The following is a 19,336-nucleotide window of genomic DNA, read 5'->3' as shown; positions in this document are numbered from 1 at the left end:
TGGACAGATCCACCCGTGGCGTGATGCCTCAGTTTTTTATCTGCATGCCCAGCTGCTTCAGATCCACCCCGGTGTCCGAGTAAGAAACGCCGGTATAGGAAAAGCTGGCTCCGGTAGTCGTCATCGAGGAGCCGGTGCTGGCGATATGAGAGCCGGTGCAGCCGACCGAGGAGCCGGTGGTCGTCATCGAGGAACCGATGACGCTGGTGGATGAGCCGGTGGTTGACATCGAAGTGCCGGTGACGCTGGTGGATGAGCCGGTGGTCGACATTGAAGTGCCGGTGACACTGGTGGATGAGCCGGTGGTCATCATTGACGTGCCGGTGATGCTGGTGGACGAACCGGTAGTCGACATCGAGGTGCCGGTGATGCTGGTTGCGCTGCCGGTATCCGATATCGAAGTGCCGGTCACGGTCTTGGAAGTGCCGGTAATCCCGATATGCTTGCCGGTCACAGAGCAAGAGGTGCCGGTGTACGACGATGAAACGCCGGTCATGGTTTGCGATTTCCCCGTGGCCGCGACATGGACGCCGGTCAACGAGGAGGAGAGCCCGGTCAGGCCTTGCGAGGTGCCGATCACCGAGGTGCTGGTACCGGTCAAGGTGGTGCTCACGCCGGTCAAGGCAGTGTTCACTCCGGTGAATTGGGTAACCACGCCAAAGAAATTATTCAATGAACCCGTGAAGTTGTTTGCCACCCCGGAAAAAGCGGTATTGATGCCGGTGAAGCCGGTGGCTACCCCGGTGAAGGTGGTGGATAGTCCGGTAAAACTGGTGGATACCCCGGTGAAGCTGGCCGACAGGCCGGTAAAGGACACCGATACGCCGGTATAGCTGACCGAGGCGCCGGTGACCGTGGTGGCGGTGCCATTTACCGAGGTATTCATGTCCTGGCCCACCGCTTCCGAACTATTGCGTTCCGTGGTCCGCTGCATATCGCGTTCGGCGTGGATCATCACCCGCTCGGCGCCGCGTTGGTCGTCGAAGGTGATCTGGCTGGCGTGGTTGTAACGGCCATGCTTCAAGGAGCGCGTGACCAGGCCTGTGTAGCGGATGTCCTTGGGCAAGTCATACGGTGTCGGATTGTCACCGTTGTAGACAATGCCGGTCACCATCGGCCGGTCCAGATCGCCGTCGACATAAGTCACCAGCACCTCCTGGCCGACGCGCGGCATCGCCAGCACGCCCCAGCCCTTGCCCGCCCAGGCTTGCGACACCCGGATCCAGCACGAGGCATCTTCTTCCTGGGTCTTGTAGCGGTCCCAGTGGAAGTGCACGCGGATGCGGCCCAGCGCATCGGTGTGCACCTCCGCGTTCACCGGCCCCACCACCGTCGCGCTCTGGATGCCGGGCAGCATCGGTTTCGGCGTCTGCCGCAGCGGTCGGAACGGCCGGTCGTCCGCCATCGCCCGGAACAGGCACTGCACATTGCGTCCTTGGCCGCTGCTGTCCGGACCATCCTGCAAAAAAATCAGTTGGCTGGCCGATACATAGTAACGGCGGTTGCGCGCCGCATCCGGATGCCCATCCAGCGTGAACGCGCCACCGGTGGCCAAGCCACGCGCATTGGCCATGCCGGTGAACTGGTGGGAATCCGCCTGCAACGCCTCCAGGCGCAACCGCGCCAGCCGGTCGCCGCCGGCCTGATGGTTGTAACCGGCGCCGTAGTCGTAATGCTCCAGCCGGATGCCCTCCAGACCGGGGTGATTTTCCCGGGCATCGCTGTCCAGGCGGTTGGACGGCGCGTGGTAGTCGAAGTCGCGCAGCGCGACATTGGTTGGCCGCACCCGCCGTCCGCGCTGCAGCCGCTGCACGCCCTCCCGCCCCGGCAGCGGACGAAACTCGTCTCCATCCGGCAGAAAACTCAGCCAGTCGTAGCCGGCGGCCAGATCGTCGAAGCGCTGGGTGTCGGACAGCACCACCACATGGCGCTCCGATTGATGCTCTATCCAGAAATAGATGCCCTCGTCTTCCAGCAGACGCTTGACGAAATTGAGATCGGACTCAAGGAACTGCACGCAGTATTCGCGCGCCTCATAAGCGTGCTCCAGTTCGAAGCGGAAGTCCGGCCGCTGATGCTCGCCGAACACCTGCTCGACGATCTGCGGCACCGTCAACTGCTGGAACACCCGGCAGTTCTGATTCTCCGCCAGAAAGGACAGCCAGCTGCCCAGCTCCAGCGCATAGGTGTAGCGGTCCTGGGTCTGGCCGGTGTCGTGGCCGCCCAGCACCTGGCAGTGGAATGGACGCGTGCCGGCGGCGCCCAGGTCTATCTCCAGCCCCAGCCGCGTGCCCAATAGGCCGTCCAGATCCAATGCCGGGTCGGCGCAGCTGATTTCCAATTGATAGCTGGGCTCCTGCGACAGACGCTCATCCGTCTTGAAGCTTAGCGCGATGCTGTCCGCGTCCAGTATTGGGCTGTGCAGTTCGATCAGGCGCATGTGATTTCTCCAGAAAGGTCGGATTCTGATGGCGCGTCCGGCGGTAGTTGCAGGACGGCCTCCTCGTCGAAAACCAACTCCAGCCGTTCGGCTGCGCTCAGCCGCACGCTGCGCAAGGCGCGGTCGGCCGCATGCGCCTCCAGCACGCCGCGGGCGATGCCCGGCATCACGCGTTGCCGCAGCAGGTCGCCCACCGCGCGGCCGCTGGCCGGGTGACGCGCCACCGCGCGGGCGATCCAGTCGGCGCTGGCCGCGTCCGCGCGCCAATCCAGGCCATTGGCGTTCAAGCGTAGGCCGATCTCCTGCAAGGCCTGGCGCGCAATGCCTGCCAGGGCCGGCTCGTCCAGCGGCCGGAATGCCACCACCTGCATCCGCGCCAGCAACGCGGGGGCGAAGCGGCGCTGCAGCCGTTCGCGCGCCAGCGCGTCCAGGCGCGCCTGGCTGCAATCCGGGTCGGTGGCGCAGGCGGCTTCGATGCCGGCGTCGCCCAGATTGCTGGTCAGCAGAATCAGGCAATTGCGGAAATTGACGTGCCGCCCCTCGCCGTCTTCCATCCAGCCCTGGTCGAACACCTGATAGAACATCTCGTGCACGTCCGGGTGGGCGCGGTCGAACTCGTCCAGCAGCAGCACGCTGTAGGGCTTCTTGCGCACCGCCTCGGTCAAGCGGCCGCCACGGCCGTAGCCGACATAGCCTGGCGGCGCGCCCTTCAGCGTGGACACGGTGTGGGCTTCCTGGAATTCATTCATATTGAAGCGCAGCAGATTGCGCTCGCCGCCGAACAAGGCCTGCGCCAGCGCGACCGCGGTCTGGCTCTTGCCGCTGCCGGTGGGGCCGGTCAGCATCATCACCGCCAACGGCCGCCGCGGGTCGCCCAAGCCGGAGTGCGCCACTTGCAGCGCTTCGACAATGGCGTCCAACGCCTGCTGCTGGCCCTGGATGCGCAGGTTCAGTTCCTGCCGCAAGGCCATCAGCCGCCGCGCCTCGTCCTGGGCCATTTGCGTGACCGGGATCCGGGTCCATTCCGACAGCACCTCGGCAATGGCGTGCGCGTCCACCCAGGGCCGCACCAGCCGCTCCGATCCGCTCAGCGCATCGGCCCGGGCCGGGTCGCCGTCACCTGTTTTCAAGCCCTCCAGCCAGGCATCCACCTCGGCGCGCTGCGCGTGCAATGCCGTTTCCATCTCGTCGGCGCGCGCGGCGGCTTCGGCGCCGGCGCGCTCCAGCTCCGTTGCGTCATCCGACGCGGCCAGGCCCAGCTGCGCATCGCTGGCACGCCAACGCAGCGCCAGCTCCGTGATCAGCTCCTGATGGCGCAGCCGGTCCAGCGCCGCGGGCCGGCAGCTCTGGCTCATCGCCACCCGCGCGCAGGCGGTATCGAGCAGGCCTATCGCCTTGTCCGGCAACTGCCGTGTCGGCAGATAGCGCCGCGACAAGGCCACCGCGGCGCGCAAGGCGGCATCGGCGATGCGCACATCGTGATGGTCGGAAAAACGTGGCGCGATCATGCGCAGCATGTCCACCGCGGTATCGTCGTCCGGCTCGTCCACCGCCACCGCCTGGAAGCGGCGCACCAGCGCGGCGTCCGGTTCGATGAACTGCTTGTATTCCGACCAAGTGGTGGCGGCCAGCATCCGCAGCTGGCCGCGCGCCAGCATGGGCTTGATCAGATTGGCGGCGTCGCCGGTGCCTGCATTGCCGCCGGCGCCGATCAAGGTATGGGTTTCATCGCAAAACAGGATGATGGGCGCCGGCGAGGCGATCACCGCGTCTATCACCGCGCGCAGCCGCTGCTCGAATTCGCCGCGCAGGCCGGCGCCAGCCTGCAGCCTGGCCACGTCGAGCGCCCAGATCTGCGCGCCGCGCAGGCCGGGCGGCACTTCGCCGCGCTGAATGCGCTGCGCCAGCGCCTCGGCCACCGCGGTTTTGCCGACACCGGCCTCGCCCACCAGAATGGGATTGTTCTGTCGCCGCCGCGACAGCACGTCGATCACCGCGCGCAATTCGGCGTCGCGGCCTATCACCGGGTCCAACTCACCGGCCGCCGCCTGCTCGCTCAAGCTGACCGCCCATTGCCGCAGCACCGCGGCGGGGTCAGCGGCGGCCTCGCCGGCCAGCGCCGCGGACGGCGCGTCGGCGGCTTCCGGCCAAGCACCGGCCAACACCTCGTAACGCGCGACGATGTCGTCCAGCGCTAGCTTCGCCAGCGCCTGGCCCGCCCTATGCTGCAGCCAGCGCCGCGTCGGCTCCTCGTCCAGCCAGGCCAGCAGCAAATGACCGCTGCGCACCTTGGCCGCGGGTGCGGCGATCTGACTCCAGCTGATGGCAGGGGCCGCGCTGCGCTCCAGCGCCGGCGAAATGTCGCGCAACGCCTCGCCGCCGGTTTCAGCGGCATCCAACGCCTTGCCTATGCGTTGCAGCGCGGTGGCTGGGTCGCACTCGAGCGCCTCCAGCAGCAGCGCGACATCGCTGTTGGCGTGGCGCAGCAGGCAGTACAGCCAATGATCCAGGTCGACCAGCGCGTGCCGGCGCGATCGTCCCAGCGCGGTGGCCTCGACCAGCGCCTGGTATGCGGTAGGGCCTAGACGGCCGAATATGCGTTCTCGGTTCACAGTCTTGGATCCTGGAAAGAGTCATACACGGTGAGCGTCCGAAGCGCGTTGCCGGGGCGGGACCATGCGTCCACCCCCAGGCGCATGCGCCCCACTTTGCCGGCCAGTTCCGGCCGGGTGCGGACCTGAATCTGGATGACCGGAGCCGCCTGGCCGGCGGCGAAATCGGCGGCGATGGCGCGCATCGCCAACATGGCGGCGGCACCGCGCTGCCAGCGGCAAAACTCGGCGGCGTCGATGGGGCCAACCCGGATCTCCAATGCCTGCTGCGCGTCCCAAATCCGCCCGCCAACGCGCCAGCGTCCAAGTCGGCGCGGCCCGCCGGCGCCGCGCAGCGGCACCCAGCGTCCCCGGCGCGGCATCAGCCGCACCGGCACGCCGAAATAGCCGGCCAGGATTTTGCGCAAATCCGTCAAGGAGCGACTGGGCGCGTGATAGGCCCCCGGCGTGCCAAAGCGGCAAGACGCGGCATCATGGTTCCGCTCTTCCGCGCCGGATGGCGGCATGCCGGCCAGCGCGGCGACGCGCTCGGCGAAGGGGTGGCGGCCGCGTTCATAGCCCAAGACCGGATGCATCGCCGCGCGGGCGGCATAGTGCAGCCAGGCCAGATCGCCGCAGGCCAGGTTGACGAAGCGTTCGAAGGCGGCGTTGCGCTCCAGCCGCCGCTCATGCAGGGCATGCTCGGTGACATGCAGCGGCAAGGGGCCGTAAGGGGCGAACAAGCCGAAATGGCGGCAGGTGACGTTGACGCGTGGCGTGCCGCCCTCTTCCGCCGCCGCGTCCAGTTGCAGCGCGCTGATTTCGGCGCTGGCGAAGCGCATGTCGGCGGACTGCTCCAGGCTCAGCCAATCCGGCCGCCGCCGCAGCCGGAACGGTGCGCCGGCTGTCGGCTGCCGCCACTGCCAGGCTTCCACCCGACGCATCAGCTCGAAAAAAGTGCGTTGCGGGCTCAGCTCCCGCTGTAGCGGCTGTCGCTTCATCGCAGTTCTCCATCGTCGCGCGAGGTATTGCCGTGCTGACTGGCTGGCTCGCCATCCAGCAGCACGCGGACCTCGATGCCGTCGTTCAAACTGACGGCCTGAGCCAGCGCCTGGGCCAACAGCCGACCGAATAGCCAGCCGCCGCGGTCAGCGTGCATGACGGCGGCGATATCCAGCTCCACCCGGGTCGCTCGCACCAACGCCTGCGGCGAGGCGCGGCCAGCGGCGAGAAAGCAGATTTGCGCGTGAGCGGCCCTCAGGCTGTCGATGCGCTGGCGGTCCAGCTGACATTCCGGCTGCGCGGCCAGCCGCAGCTGCTCCGCCAGCCGCGCGCCTATGTCCTGGCGCGCCGTGTCGCGCAGGCTCAGCGGGTTCAGGCCGATCTGAGCCACCGCCGACCAGCAGCGCTCCAAGGCCGGAATCGGCCGCGGGGCGCTGGCCGGCCACAAGCACTCCAGCCGTTGCACCGCTCCGCCCCCCTCCATCCTCAACTCGGCGCCCGGCAAGTCTTCCGGCCGCCAGCCCCGGTCCGCCACCAGCGCGCGGCCGGTCAGCGTCGCGATGTCGTCCAGGCCGATATCGCCGGCGCAGGCGGAAATGGTGATCAAGTCATGGCTACCCAGAGCGTCCGGATAGCCATGACGTGGCCCCAAGCTCTGCAAGGCCGGCTCACGCCGCAGCGAATAACGCGCCGCCGCCGGCCCGCTCTGGTAGCCGCCGGCGTCCAAGGCCGGCCGCGCCTCGCGCGAACGGCCGTTGCTGTCGCAGACATTGACTTCCAGCAAACGCCACAGGTGGTGCTCGGCCGGCCGCATCCGGTCCACCGGCATCCATTGCTCGGTCTGGTTCGGGTCGTAAGGCACCGGGTCCAGCCGCTTGGGATAAAGATTGATCGCCGGGGTGGCGAACAGGCGGAACTGTCCGGTGTCGACTTCACCGATCAAGTCCGCCGGCGGATGGCGCAATGCCAGGATCAAGTCAAAACCGCGCGCCGATGGCGCCCGCGCCGCCAGCGGACCCAGCACGTCCAATTCCACGCTGAGCAGCCGCGCCGGCTGGGCGAAGTATTCGCGCAGGATGCGCAAGCCGGGCAGCCCACCCGCATCGGCGGGCAGCAATGCCTCGTCCTCGTCGGTGGCGGACAGGCGCAGGCAGCCTGCGGGCAGCTCCAGCATGGTCTCGCCACCCTGGTCATCGTCGGCTGTCGCATAGCAGGCGCCAACATCGGCCAGCAGCGCGCGGTGCAAGGCATAAGCGCGCGGCAAATCGCCGGCCAAGCTCAATTGCAGCGGCTTGGCCCTGCCGTCCGCGGCCAGCAGTTCACGCAACGCGGCATTGCCTTCCAGCCGGAAACTCAGGCGCAAGGCCGCTTGCGAGGATGCCAAGCGCCGCGCCAGCGCGGCGGACACGCCACCCAGGCTGCGGCTGCATTCCGCCCGCTCCAGGCGCAAAGGCAGCAACGTCACTTCGCGCGCGGTGGCGAACGTCACCGGCCGCGCGCGGCCGGGCAAGCTGGCATGGATCAGAGCGCCGCGGGGCACGCTGTGGCCGCGGAAAGCTTCCGGCGAGCCGAAATCCGGGTGCAAGGCGAAGCTGGTGATGGCGGGGGTGGCGCTCAAATAGAGCGGGCAAAGCTGGGTCAGGGCCTGGCGCGCGAATTCGGCGCCCTCCAGATCCAGCCGGGTCTGCACTCGGGCCGACAAAAAGGCCACGCCTTCCAGCAGCCGCTCGACAAAGGGATCGGCCACCGAGTTTGGTTTTAGACCCAGCGCCGGCGCGATCTGCGGATGCTCTTGGGAGAAACGCGCGCCGGCCTCGCGCAGGTGGCGCAATTCATTATTGTAGTGATCGAGGAAGTTCATCCGTCCGCTCCCGTCTCCGCCGCGCGCGGCAAGCTGAAATAAGCGTCCAGATAATCCAGGGTCAGGCTAAAGCGCAGCGCAGCGCCGCCGTCGCGAGCGATGGCGGCGATATCGAAATACAGCCGCTGACGCTCCAGCGCTCCAGTGCCGGAGCGCGCGCTCACCTCGATGCTGGCGGGGTCCAGCCGCGGCTCGAAGCCGCGGATCACCGCGCGGATGTGCGTGCTGACCCGTGCTGGATCGATCTGGCTCGACCGCCCCTCGGCCAACGGCGGCTGACCATAGTTCCACACCGAGTTCGTCAGCTCGCCGCCCGCCGCCAGCGGCAGTCGGGCCCCGCGCAGCGCGGCGTTCATCAAATGCGTCAGTTCGCGCGCCAGGCTGGCGGCGAGCGCATCGCGCCCGGAGCGCGCGGAGAGTTGGTCGTACAAGCGTGGCGTCATGGCTGTCCGGCGCCGCCTACGCGGCGCCGTCCTGTGAAGAAGTAAGGGAACCCTGCGCGGGCCTACACCGCCGCGTTCAGCTTCAAGTCATAACCCGCCTTGATCACCGCGCCCATGGTGCCGTCGTTGCGCTGTTCGCGGTATTCGAACTCGATCTTGGCGAAGTTGATCTTGATCTCGTCGGTGGGCAGCACGCTGTCCACGTCGCCGCTGCCATGCCCCATGCTGGCGTAGGGCATATTGCCCAGGGTGCGGAAGGAGGACACCAAGCCACTGGCGAAGGTGATGATCATGAAGTCCTGCTGGCCCTTGCCTGACTTGCGGCAGATCAGCTTGGCGCGCGGAATATGCTCGCCGGTGGCGCACATCAGGAACAGCTTGGGCGAGGCCTTGTTCGAGACCATGCGGAATTCGAAGTCCTTCATTTCCACCTTGCCAGCGCCGCCGCCGCTGCCAAAACCCCATTTGCCCGAGTTCTCCTCCGCCCATTGCCAACTCTGGATCTGGATCAGGCCCGAATATTGCTGGTCCGTCGATTCGCCCTCGACGCCTTCAATCTGCAAAAAGTAGTCAACCAGTGCATTTGCCATGTTGCGATACTCCGAATGAAAGATGATGGTTATGCCGGACCTGAGACTGAGTGCAGACGCCGGAGGAGCCAGGTCGTTTCCTCCCCCGCGCCGGCCGGACCGCCCAAGAGGCGGTCCGACGTCGATAAGCGCTAAGCGCTGCCGGATGCGGTTTCCGCCCTTGCCGACGGCAACTTGGAAACCAAGCGTAGCGACACCGTCAGCCCTTCCAGCTGGAAATGCGGCCGCAGGAAAAACTGGGCGCGGTAGTAACCGGGGTTTTCCGGCAATTCGTCCACCTGCACCTCGGCCGCGGACAGCGGGCGCTTGGACTTGGTGAGCTCGCTGGAGATGCTCGGGTCGCCGTCCACATAGTTCATCAGCCAGTCGTTGAGCCAGCGCTGAGTGTCCTCGCGTGATTTGAAGGAGCCGATCTTGTCGCGCACGATGCACTTGAGGTAATGAGCGAAACGGCAAGTGGCGAAGATATAGGGCAGCCGCGACGACAGATTGGCGTTGGCGGTGGCGTCGTCGTCCTCATACACCGCTGGCCGGTGCACGGTCTTGGCGCCGATAAAGGCCGCCATGTCGGAGTTCTTGCGATAAACCAGCGGCATCAGGCCGGATTCGGACAGTTCATGCTCACGGCGGTCGGAGATGGCGATCTCGGTGGGGCAATGCAATTCCACCTCATTGTCCTGCGATGGCAAGACGAATTTGGGCAGCACCTCCACCGCGCCGCCGGATTCCACGCCGCGGATTTTGGTGCACCAGCCATAGGTGCTGAACGCATGCGTGATATTCGCCGCCATCGCATAGGCGGAATTGGCCCAGCAAAAATCGCTGGCGCGATTCGGGTCCACCTTCTCTTCGAAGCCGAACGCCTCGATGGGCTGAGTCTTGGGACCATAAGGCACCCGCGCCAGGAAACGCGGCAGCGTCAGCGCCAAGTAGCGCGAATCGTTGCTTTCCCGCAGCCGCCGCCAGAACGCGTATTCGGTGGCGGTGAATATCTTGGACACATCGCGCGGGTTGGACAGCTCGCTCCAGTCATCCATCTGCAGCAGGCTGGGCGCGGCGGCGGCGATGAACGGCGCGTGCGCGGCGGCGGCGATCTTGGACATCTCGGTCAACAGCGCCACATCCTGGGCGCCGTGGTCGAAGTGATAGTCGCCGATCAGGCAGCCGAAGGGCTCGCCGCCGAACTGGCCGTATTCCTGCTCGTAGATCATCTTGAAGATCGGGCTCTGGTCCCACACCACGCCCTTGTAGCGGCGCAGCGTCTTGCCCAGTTCCTTCTTGGAGATGTTCAGATAACGTATCTTCAGGTTCTCGGTGGTGTCGGTGTTGGACACCAGATAGTGCAAGCCGCGCCAAGCGCCCTCCAAGCGCTGGAAGCGCTCGTTGTGCAGCACCAGGGTCAGCTGTTCCGATATCTTCCGGTCCAGTTCGGCCACCAGTTGTTCCACCGTTTGCGCCACATCCTCGCGCACCACGACCCGGCTGCGGCGCGCATAGCTCAGCAAGGTCTGCACCGCGCTTTGCACCGCCTCGGCGGCCTCGCTGGTGCGCGGGCGGAAGGAGCGGCGCAGGATATCCTTCAGGCCATCGTCCAGCGGCGCTTCGCTAAGCCCTGGCGCCGACGGCGCCAGCATTTCGGCTTGTGTGCTCATTTCGCCTCCTCGCCACCGGTCCCCTCGGATTCGGCGTCATCGCCTTCCGGCGGATACATCTCTTTCAGCAGCTGCTCGATCAGCTCCTCGGCCGCCACCTTGCCGTCCATATAGGTCAGCAGCTCCTTCAATTGGCTGCGCGCGTCCAGCAGCACCGCCAGGTCCGGAATCTTCTTCACCACCTCGGCCGGCTCGAAGGACTCCATGGAGTCGAAGCTCAGATCAATGGGAATCAGGGTGCCGTCGTTGGTGATCGTGTTTTTCACCTGATAGCTGAGCGCCGGCGCGATCTGCGCCATCCGCGCGTCGAAGTTTTCCGCGTCGATTTCGGTGAAGCGGCGCTCCTCCACCGCGCCCAAGGGCTCGGTATTGTCGCCGGACAAGTCCGCCAGCACCCCGGCCACAAACGGCAGCTCCACCTTTTTCTGGGAACCGTAGACCTCGACGTCGTACTCGATCTGCACCCGGGGCGCGCGGCTCTCCCCGATGAATTTCTGCGCATCCTTTTGTCGCGCCATGGCGATCTCCCTTCCCTAATGTGGATTAACTAGCCCTGCGTCGGCCGGGGGCGATTCAGTCTCGCCACCAGCGCATCCGATTCGGCGAACAGCTCCGCCATCAACTCCTCGAAGCCCGCGCCCAGCATGCGCTTGGCGCGCGCTAGAAAAATCGGCGCCGGATGGCCGGGCTCGTATTCGTGGAAATAAGCGATGACTCGATCCAGCGCCGCCGCCACCTCCTCCCTGGAACTCAAGCTCTCTGGCAGCGCCGCGCCTGGCGCCGCCTCCAGCGCGGACTTGGCCGACAGGGCCGCCCGGCTCGGCGTCAGCGCGGTGTCGAGCTCTTCCAGCACCGCATTCAGGCCGGCGCAGTCGAATTGCTCGCAAAAGTTTTCCAACACGCTCAAGTCAAGCAAGCGGGCCAGTCCTGCCCGCATGCGCGACACGTCGCAACGCACCCGCTCCCGTTCCGCCAGCGGTAAATCGCCGTGGCCCTTGATCAGTTGCCGCACGCTGATCCCGCAATCCAGGCTCAGACGGCTGTGCGTGAGCTGATGCAAGAAGGCCGGACCGGACAGCCAAGCCAAGTGCAGCGCATGAAGTTCCCCCGCCGGCGCATCCGGCAGGCCGGCCGGGCGAATATTCGCCAGCGGCCGCGCGGCGATTGCGCCCAACGCCTCCAGGCCATCGGCCGCTCCGGCCAAGCCGCGTTGCGCCAAGGCCGCTCGCAGCAGCCAGACCCCGACACGCAAATCCGCCGCCTTGCCCAGTAATACGCGGCTGGCGCTTTCCACCGTTCCCCAGTGAAAAGGCTCGCCGCCCTTGCGCACCGGCGCCAAACCCACCGCGTCGTATTCGCAGATCGCGGCGTCGATGCGAATGAAGTCGACATCGAAGTCCAGCTCCTGCGACGCCGGCTGTTCCGGCAAGACAATATCGGCAGTGGCATCCTTCATATTCAGCACCATGAATCCAACAATTGATTTAGGAACACGCTTTAAATCTTATTTGCCACTAAACGCGCCGCGATTTTGCCGCGCACGCACTTTACCAAACAAGCAAACCCCAGTTCCGCGGCAAATCAAGCACCAATGTCACGAGCACAATTTACAAACAGACAACGGCAAGGTCCAAACAAATCGCTCAAGCGCAGCACCACCATTGCCCAACAGGGAATTGACGCTGATCAGCACTGCAACACAAATACATACAAAACATCCAAGCCAATATCGCATAATGTTTAACGCTTCATATTGGAGAAAACAAAGCACCCCCACATTGCACGGAAACCCCATTCGCGCCTGAAAAACAAGTGACATTCGAATAGAACTTGATGCTACTTCGAGCTAGATGGCAAGCGCAGCTAGCGTTTTCGATGCGCATGCTTTTATGTGAGGATGGAAAGCCGTGAGAACAGTTAGGAGAAAAAAATGGAAAGTCATTCAGAATGGCGCTTGGCCGAGAACAAAAGAGAAGTCATGGTTTTGTTGCCGTCAATTTAATTGTAATTTAAATATTTTCAATAAAAACATTAATATTAATTTAAAATTTCAGCTTGGCTTAGTCGATAAGCCAGAAAATCAAGCCTAGCAAGGCGCAATGTCCTTTAAGTTTTGTTGTATTCGAGAGACAAAATCGCCAAATAAGGAAAACATCTTTCTGCGCACGCTAGCGCATTTAAACTTCATGGCAATCTTGACGGCAAAGCCAGCCAACTCATAGCCGCCAATGCGAATGAGCAAACGCAGCCTCCATTCGAATTAAACTAGAGAGCCAGTAAAAAGCCCTCGTGCGTTGACGAGGGCTTGCCATCCGGCACCTGCCGACATGCCGATATCCATTCAACCGAATCTTCTTCCTTCCCAGGACTCGCCCACCAAACGTTCCCGCATTTCCAGAATGTCCTTGACCAGGGCCCCGCGCAGCTCCAGCACCTGGACCAACAGCGTGGCCATGCGTCGTCTGGGTTCCAGCTTGGCCAAATCCTTGGGCGTCATATGCCGGCCCTCCACCGCCAGCTTGTCCATGCGCCCAGGGGATATCAGTTGCCGCAATCCACTTGGCAGGCACAGGGCATCGATCGCCTTCAGCTTTTCCAGGTTTTGCAACATGCGGATCAACGCGGCGCGCGCTTGCAGCACAATGGCCAGCAATATGGCCATGCGTCGCAATGGGTCCAGTTCCGCCAAATCGTGACAACTCATTCTGTCCCCCGCATCGGTCCATTCCCGCATTCGCTCCGCTCCCGCCAGTCGGCTCAGATGCGCAGGCAGCGCCAAGGCCTCGACCACACGCAAGCGCGCCATGTGCGGCGCCGCGCCGCGGTCGTGGGCGCGTTCCGGCACGCTGCGCAACCAGGCCAGCGTGGTCAGCCGGCAGCCTTCCCGACGTTCCAGCAAAGCGTCCAGACGCTGACGCTGGCCGGTGTCCAAGGCGTCATTGAGCCGCGCATAGACCTGCCGAGCTCCCAGTGTCAGCGCCACCGCGCACAGTCGCTCGATCACATTGATGGAGGGCAAGAGCACATGTTGTTGGCGCAGCCAGGCCACCAAGGCCTCGGCCAGCGTCATCGCCTGATCGGTCTGAATCGCCAGCCGGGTCAGATAAGGCAACACCGTCTGGCCATCCTCGGCGCGGTAAGGTCTCAAGCCCAGATAGGCATACAGTTTGACCAGATGCTCGCGCCGGGTCTGGTCGCGGACGGCATAGCCCTCCCATGCCGCCTCCTCCAGCCCTAGCACCGCGGCTACTCGCCGCAGCAAGCGCGGGCTTGGCCGGCAGCCCGCCTCCAGCGCAATGCCAGGATGCCGCAGATAACACAGCAGTACCGCGACTCCCAGGCGATTGGCCGTGCCGCGATGCTGTTGGATCAAGACAACATCTTGCTCGCTAAAGCGGGTCAACTGCTCAAGTTCGTATTCGCAGCTGGGAGGCGCCAGCAGATAAGCGCGTTGCTGCAATGTAAGCAAGCTGCGTTTGGACATGGTCAACTTCCCCGGCCTAGGCCGATGAGTGGAATGCCGGACATGCAGCTACCGGCCGTTTTGAGAGGGCTCCGCGCTTGCGGCAGCATCGGGGCCACTGTGGGCGGCGCGGCCAGGTGACGCGGACTGGACTCATTGCAAAATTTTGAAGCCATACTGGCTTCTATGGTAAGCAAATGCTTTTCATTGAGCCATGTTATGCCGAGTCCCCGGCGCGATGCCAGTTTCCAAGGACCGCGGGCTGTGGCGGTTGAGCAAGCCTGAGTCGGCGCTCCGCGCAATACCCGCTGAGCGATAAGAACCTGTTCAAAGTCTGCTGCGCTTCGGCGATACGGCGTTGAAACCAAGCTCAAAATGCTCATGTACCACGTGTACATTCCGCTTTTTCGCTCGTTTTCGCCTTGTCTCGCCCTTGCTCGCGAGACTTTGAACAGGCTCTAAGAAAACGCCCGCTGAAGCGGGCATTTTGACTGGACGCCATGGCGCCAAGGCCGGCGCTTCACAGGCGATATTGCGACAACGTGGCAATCTGATCCCGGGCCAGCCGGTCCAATTGCTGCGCATTGCTGGCGGTTTCCTGCGCCGCCGCGCTGGCCTGCTCCGACATCTGTGCAATGCTTTCCACCTGCACCGCGATATTATTGGTGGCGCTGCCCTGCTCCTTGATCGCCGCCGAAATCTCGCTGACCATGCGCACGGTGTCGCCAGTGGCGCCGCCGATCTGGCGGATGGCGGTGTCGGCGTCATCGGCGCGCGCCACGCTGTTCTTCACCAACTCTTCCGCGCTCTGCATCTGGGTACTGGCCTGGCGCGAACGCTCCTGCATCGCCGACAAGGTGCTGGAGATTTCCTGGGTCGAACTGGTGGTGCGCTCCGCCAGCATGCGCACCTCGTCCGCCACCACCGCGAAGCCGCGCCCCATCTCGCCGGCGCGCGCCGCCTCGATCGACGCATTCAGCGCCAATAGATTGGTCTGATCGGCAATGTCCTTGATCACGCCGACCACCGCGTTGACCTGGCCGCTGAATTTTTCCAGCTCGCGTATGCTGCCCGCCGCCTCGTCCACCGCCCGCGAGATTTGGCGAATATCGTTGATGGTCTGGCTGATGGTGGCCGAACCCTCTGTCGCCATATCGCCGGCGGAACTGGCCAGGCCATGGGTTTCATGCGCGCGGTCGGCTACATGGTTGACGCTGACCGTCATCTGTTCGATGGTGGCCGCCACATTGGCCGAGGAGCTGCTTTGCGAGGCCGCCGCCGCGGCCACCTGCTCAGAAGTCTGGTTCAGCGCCTGCGACGCGCCGGCCACCTCGCGGGCGCCGGACAGAATGGCGCCGAGGTTCTGTTGCAAACGCCCCAGTAAGTCATTGAAGGCGCTGGCGGTGACGCCGATTTCATCCATGCGCGTCACCGGGGCGCGACGGGAGAAGTCCAGTTGCTCGCTGACTTGCTGAATTGTTTGCTGGATTTGCGCCAGACCGCGACGGATCACGGCGAAGACCTGGCCGCCCAGCAGCGCCACCAGCAGTAGCACCAGCAGGATGAAGCCCGCCATCAGCCAGATCGTGCGCTGAAACGCCTCTTCGTTCCTTTTCTGGATCTCGAAAGCCACTTGCATATTGAAGTCGACATGCGCGCCTATCGCTTTGCGAAAGTCACTGGTGGCCGCGCCCATCGCCCCGCTGACGAACTCCTTGTTGGTGGCGGCGATATCATTGCCATTGGAAATGGCGAACAGCTTCTGCCTGGCTTCGCGCATCCGCGCCAAGGCGCGCAGGTCTTCGTCCAGCAGCTTGCGGTCGCGCTCATCGTAAACATCGTTCTTGCCATAAGAGTCCAGCACGCCGCTTAGTAGCTGATCCGCTTGCGTGGCCAGTTCTTCCGCCGCGCGCTTGTCTTCCGGCCGGCTGGCCAGCACATGGCGGATGATGCCGCTGCGCATGTCGATGAAGGCACTGGTCGCCTTGTTCAGATCCCGCACGCTGGGAATCAGATTGCCCAGCGCATCGTCGAAGCGCTGCTTGGCCCGCTGCTGCTCCCATAGGCCATAGCCTCCAACCGCCAGCACGGCCAGCAGGCTGGTCAATAGCAACATCGCGATTCTTTGCACGATCGTCATCTACGCTCTCCTCTGTCTTTCATTGCGCATAACTGGATGGACGTCCTCCATGCGATCACTATAGGCGATGGCGCGGTCCACTCACTCCGTGCCCATGCATGTCCACCGTGCGGGATGGAATTTCAGCGCGGGCCAATGCCTCTCACTTTGCCGCAATTTCTTAATGTTTTCACTTTCTTCGGTAGAGCCTGCCTTTGCGCAATGGCTGCGGCGCTTAGAGCCTGTTCAAAGTCTCGCGAACAAGAACGAGACAAGGTGAAAACGGCGGAGAAAGCGGAATGTAGGAGTGGTGCATGAGCCTTTCGAATGCGTGTCACGTTTCACGACGCGCAGCAGGCTTTGAACAACTTCTTAGAGCCTGTTCAAAATCTCGCGAGCAAGGGCGAGACAAGGCGAAACCGAGCAAAAAAGCGGAATGTACACGTGGTACATGAGCACTGAGCTTGGTTTCAACGCCGTATCGCCGAAGCGCAGCAGACTTTGAACAGGTTCTTAGTCAAAATGGAAGGAGAGCCACATGCTTGAATCCTGGGTCCGATTTTCCGTGCTCTTGTCGATAGGCGTGGCCGTGTTGACGCTGGCCCTCACCGCTTTCCTGCTGCTGCGCGCGTTTGACCGAGATTCATCGCTACGCAAATTGTCCGGCCAACAGATTCAGGATGGCGTCAGGCTGGATGCGGAGCTGTTGTCTATCCGGCAAACCGGATTGCTGGTGAATCAGAAGCCGATGATGCGGCTGGAATTGAAAGTGTCGCAGGATGGCTTCAACCGGGAACTGACGATTGAACAATTGATAGACCTGGGCAATATGCCGCGCGCCGGCGAGCGCGTGGAAATCATGGTGGACCGTCAAAACCCCGCCCGCGCCAGCTATCTGCGGCCGGCGCCGGCGGTGCGGCAGCCCTGACGGCGGCTCAGGCCCGGGTGGGCTTGCGCGGGCGTCGCGCCCGGCGTTGCAGCAATTCCTCCAGCTGCGCGCAAATCTCCAGCGATGCGCGCATGCCCAAGCCCTGTTGCAGCGCGTCGCGTTGCGGCGGCGCGGCCTGGGCGAACAACATGGTTTCCTTCAGCAGCGCATTGATCGAATCCAGCCCGCCCTGGGCGTGCGTCTGCAAGCGGGCGTTGATGCGGCGCAGGCTGTCGGACACATCGATGGAATCCGTCACCGCGCTGTTCAGCCGCATCAGCTGCGCGATCTGCAGATAATCCTGCAGCTTGATCGCGCCATGCTGATTCATGGTCAGCACCAACCCTTCTATGATTCTTTCCAGCGCGGCTTGCCGCGCTGCCAGCATTTCCAGAATGTCCTCCATCTCCACTCCTTGGCTATCAGGCGCATGCGGCACAGATTAACTAGTAAACACTTTCAAATACATATTGATTTATACCAGTTTACTTGCCTGCCTTATCGCGCCGGGTTTTTATCGGCTTATGGCATTAAATATTCATTATGATAAATGGGTTTGGCAAGCAAAAAGCCGCTAGCGTGCCGCGGCTGTCGCCAAATTGACGCGCCGCTGAAACAAAAAACGGCGGGCCAGAGCTCGCCGTTATCCCCTCCGCGCGCTGCCGCGCCGCGGCTTACATCAGGTTTTGCTCGGCCACGTTCAGGTTCAGGTCTATCATCTGCTCGCTGCCGCCCTGCTCGGCCCCGGCCTTGCCGTCCAGCCGCTCGGCCTCGATCGCGTCCAGATAGGCCGGCGTGATGTCGCCGGTGATGTACTCGCCGTTGAAGCAGGAAGTTTCGTAGCTGCTCAGCTTGGGATTGACGCTGCTGACCGCCTCTTCCAGCGCGGACAGGTCTTGGTAGATCACCGCGTCGGCGCCGATCTCGCGCGCGATCGCCGCCTCGTCGCGACCGGTGGCCAACAGTTCCGCCCGCGTCGGCATGTCGATGCCGTACACATTGGGGAAACGCACCGCCGGAGCGGCCGAGGCGAAATACACCTTCTTGGCGCCGGCGTCGCGCGCCATCTGCACGATTTCCTTGGACGTGGTGCCGCGCACGATGGAATCGTCCACCAGCAACACATTGCGGCCCTTGAATTCGCAGGCCACCGGGTTCAGCTTCTGGCGCACCGATTTCTTGCGCACCGCCTGGCCCGGCATGATAAAGGTGCGGCCGATATAGCGGTTCTTGATGAAGCCCTCGCGGTACGGCAGGCCCAGGTGGTTGGCCAGTTGCAGCGCGCTGGGGCGACTGGTGTCCGGAATCGGCATCACCACGTCGATGTCCAGCTCCGGCAAGGCATGGCGGATTTTCTCCGCCAGCTTCTCGCCCATCACGATGCGCGCCTGGTAGACCGAGGCGCCGTCTATCACCGAATCCGGGCGCGCGAAATACACATACTCGAACAAGCAAGGCGCGTGACGGGTGTCGCTGGCGCAGCTGCGGGCGTGGAATTCGCCGTCGAAGCTGACGAACACGCCCTCGCCCGGCTGCACATCGCGCAGCAGGCTGAAACCGGAACAGTCCAACGCCACCGATTCCGACGCGAACATGTATTCAGTCTTGCCGTTGTTGACGCAAGTGCCGATCACCAGCGGACGGATGCCGTTGGGGTCGCGGAAGGCCACCAGGCCGTAGCCGGCTATCATCGCCACCACCGCGTAAGCGCCGCGCACGCGGCGATGCACCGCCTCGATGGCGCCGAACACCGCGTCCACGCTCAACTCATTGCCGCTGAGGCGCTGGGTCAGTTCGTGGGCGAACACGTTCAACAACACCTCGGAGTCGGAGTTGGTGTTGATGTGGCGAAGATCATGGCGGAACATGTCGGCCTTGAGTTCTTCGGTATTGGTCAGGTTGCCGTTGTGCGCCAGCACGATGCCGAACGGCGAATTGACGTAGAAGGGCTGCGCCTCGGCCAGGCAGGCGGCGGAGCCGGCGGTGGGATAGCGCACATGGGCGATGCCGGCGCTGCCCAGCAGCGAACGCATATTGCGGGTGCGGAACACATCGCGCACCATGCCGCTGCCCTTGTGCATGTGAAAGGTCTTGCCATTGGCGGTCACGATGCCGGCGGCGTCCTGACCTCGATGCTGCAGCACCTGCAAACCGTCATACAGCAACTGGTTGACCGGAGCCTGACCGACCACGCCTAGAATTCCACACATCTTTTGCTCTCTTCCCTACAACTAAAGAAACGGACAA

General features: G+C 63.7%; 14 protein-coding genes. 1 reads left to right on the top strand and 13 read right to left on the bottom strand.

The features are described from left to right. Positions 1-28 precede the first annotated feature (28 nt). The 11 genes from VI26_RS20435 to VI26_RS20385 form a co-directional block, all read right to left on the bottom strand. A complete protein-coding gene (locus VI26_RS20435; RefSeq protein WP_048411599.1) occupies positions 29-2,440 on the bottom strand; it encodes a type VI secretion system Vgr family protein in 2,412 nt (803 codons plus the stop codon). Further along, positions 2,431-5,052 (bottom strand): type VI secretion system ATPase TssH, encoded by a 2,622-nt coding sequence (tssH, locus tag VI26_RS20430; RefSeq protein WP_082151180.1) that lies wholly within the window; start codon positions 5,050-5,052, stop codon positions 2,431-2,433. Before tssH ends, VI26_RS20435 begins: the two co-directional genes overlap by 10 nt. Continuing rightward, positions 5,049-6,032: a type VI secretion system baseplate subunit TssG gene (gene tssG, locus VI26_RS20425; RefSeq protein WP_048411598.1), complete on the bottom strand. Its 984-nt coding sequence runs from the start codon at positions 6,030-6,032 to the stop codon at positions 5,049-5,051. Before tssG ends, tssH begins: the two co-directional genes overlap by 4 nt. Further along, the gene (gene tssF / locus VI26_RS20420) at positions 6,029-7,894 is read right to left on the bottom strand and encodes a type VI secretion system baseplate subunit TssF (RefSeq protein ID WP_048411597.1); all 1,866 of its coding nucleotides are present in this window, start codon (positions 7,892-7,894) and stop codon (positions 6,029-6,031) included. Before tssF ends, tssG begins: the two co-directional genes overlap by 4 nt. After that, the gene (locus VI26_RS20415; protein WP_048411596.1) at positions 7,891-8,337 is read right to left on the bottom strand and encodes a GPW/gp25 family protein; all 447 of its coding nucleotides are present in this window, start codon (positions 8,335-8,337) and stop codon (positions 7,891-7,893) included. Before VI26_RS20415 ends, tssF begins: the two co-directional genes overlap by 4 nt. Positions 8,338-8,399: 62 nt before the next feature. Beyond that, entirely contained in the window at positions 8,400-8,927 is a 528-nt protein-coding gene (locus VI26_RS20410) for a type VI secretion system tube protein Hcp (RefSeq protein WP_048411595.1), read from the bottom strand. A 131-nt stretch (positions 8,928-9,058) separates the two neighbouring features. After that, positions 9,059-10,579 carry a type VI secretion system contractile sheath large subunit gene (gene tssC, locus VI26_RS20405; RefSeq protein ID WP_048411594.1) on the bottom strand — a complete coding sequence of 507 codons (1,521 nt, stop codon included), beginning with the start codon at positions 10,577-10,579 and terminating at the stop codon, positions 9,059-9,061. Beyond that, a complete protein-coding gene (tssB, locus tag VI26_RS20400) occupies positions 10,576-11,097 on the bottom strand; it encodes a type VI secretion system contractile sheath small subunit (RefSeq protein WP_048411593.1) in 522 nt (173 codons plus the stop codon). The genes tssC and tssB overlap by 4 nt, the downstream gene beginning before the upstream one ends. A 29-nt stretch (positions 11,098-11,126) precedes the next feature. Beyond that, positions 11,127-12,035 (bottom strand): ImpA family type VI secretion system protein, encoded by a 909-nt coding sequence (locus VI26_RS20395; protein WP_048411643.1) that lies wholly within the window; start codon positions 12,033-12,035, stop codon positions 11,127-11,129. 885 nt (positions 12,036-12,920) lie between these two features. Continuing rightward, on the bottom strand, positions 12,921-14,063 hold the full coding sequence (locus VI26_RS20390; protein WP_048411592.1) for a DUF4158 domain-containing protein: 1,143 nt from the start codon (positions 14,061-14,063) through the stop codon (positions 12,921-12,923). A gap of 499 nt (positions 14,064-14,562) precedes the next feature. After that, entirely contained in the window at positions 14,563-16,182 is a 1,620-nt protein-coding gene (locus tag VI26_RS20385) for a methyl-accepting chemotaxis protein (RefSeq protein ID WP_082151179.1), read from the bottom strand. A gap of 517 nt (positions 16,183-16,699) precedes the next feature. Between VI26_RS20385 and VI26_RS20380 the strand changes: the two genes are divergently transcribed. After that, positions 16,700-17,089 (top strand): hypothetical protein, encoded by a 390-nt coding sequence (locus VI26_RS20380; RefSeq protein ID WP_197081548.1) that lies wholly within the window; start codon positions 16,700-16,702, stop codon positions 17,087-17,089. 7 nt (positions 17,090-17,096) lie between these two features. Here VI26_RS20380 and VI26_RS20375 read toward each other — a convergent pair whose 3' ends face one another. Further along, complete coding sequence (locus VI26_RS20375; protein ID WP_048411591.1) at positions 17,097-17,495, bottom strand: hypothetical protein; 399 nt, start codon at positions 17,493-17,495, stop codon at positions 17,097-17,099. 268 nt (positions 17,496-17,763) lie between these two features. Next, positions 17,764-19,299, bottom strand: a complete 1,536-nt coding sequence (gene purF, locus VI26_RS20370) for an amidophosphoribosyltransferase (RefSeq protein WP_048411590.1) — start codon at positions 19,297-19,299, stop codon at positions 17,764-17,766. Positions 19,300-19,336 lie beyond the last annotated feature (37 nt).

The organism is Chromobacterium sp. LK1, assembly GCF_001043555.1.
Taxonomy (GTDB): domain Bacteria; phylum Pseudomonadota; class Gammaproteobacteria; order Burkholderiales; family Chromobacteriaceae; genus Chromobacterium; species Chromobacterium aquaticum.
Note: the sequence above shows the minus strand (reverse complement) of the source record. Positions and strands in the feature narration are given on the sequence as shown.